The sequence below is a fragment of the Halorubrum sp. SP3 genome, assembly GCF_005435195.1.
GTDB lineage: Archaea > Halobacteriota > Halobacteria > Halobacteriales > Haloferacaceae > Halorubrum > Halorubrum sodomense.
In genome coordinates this window covers 1-883 of record NZ_SGTU01000159.1, presented here as the reverse complement: position 1 = coordinate 883, position 883 = coordinate 1, and the positions used below count along the sequence as shown (strand labels likewise).

The following is an 883-nucleotide window of genomic DNA, read 5'->3' as shown; positions in this document are numbered from 1 at the left end:
TTATCACAAAATGCTCTCGGGTGGTGAACACGTCCTGCTCGATGTCGATTTCCTCCACTGCTTCCTTGATTACGTTTCTGACGCCGACGGCGAACCGGATCCCGACTTCTTGACGAAGGCGGATCAAGTCTCAGAGTATCACGCTCACGAATACGACGGTGAATTTGAGACGCTCGATGAGTTCCTTGAGTGGCTTTCACTATGCGGATTTTTGAGTGTTCGTCGTAGTGACGACAACCGGTATCACGTCGTGTTTCCCTCTGATCAGATCCGGTGGTTCATGACTCGGTTTATCGAGCGAAGTGCGGCGAACCTTCCATTCGATCTCGTTATCGAGGAGGGACTCACGAAGGTACTGATCACGGAGATTGAACCCGATAACTGAGGCCGTCTGTTCGCAGCTGGCATTCCCATGTTCGGTTGTGTTCAGTCTTCATACTCATTCATACGATAACATCGATGGGGTGCGCTCAGTGTGAGTTTCTAACAACCACATATTTATATTGAGATATGTATGTCACTCGTAGCCATGTCGAATGATACCACGTTCGCGGAACGAATTAAGCGCCGTCGGTTCGTCCGGCTGAGCGGCGCTGTGGGTGCAGGCGCATTAGCGGGGTGTAGCAGCCAAGAGGAGCTCCAAGGAGACGGTGGTGACGGCGGTGACGGGTCGTCTGATGGCTCCGATTCGGACGATGGCGGAGACGGTGGAGCGTCCGGCGGTGACCCGATTGGTGTCGGGGTCGTCATCCCATTCAGCGGCGATCTCAGTGACTTCGGCCAGCCGATGCTGAACGGGCTACAATTGGCGCTAGAAGACATTAACGCAGCCGGGGGGCCGCTTGGACGGGAGATCGAACTGTTCGATGAGGACTCGGAAACG

2 protein-coding genes are annotated in these 883 nt (G+C 54.5%); both read left to right on the top strand.

Annotated features, from left to right (window positions below; translation table 11 throughout):
* Positions 1-385 (top strand): CopG family transcriptional regulator (locus EXE42_RS16025; RefSeq protein WP_137706961.1); only part of this gene is annotated, 385 nt, incomplete at its 5' end.
* Between the two features lie 144 nt (positions 386-529).
* Positions 530-883, top strand: a 354-nt coding sequence (locus EXE42_RS20375; RefSeq protein WP_241988418.1) for an ABC transporter substrate-binding protein, incomplete at its 3' end; no start/stop codon positions are given.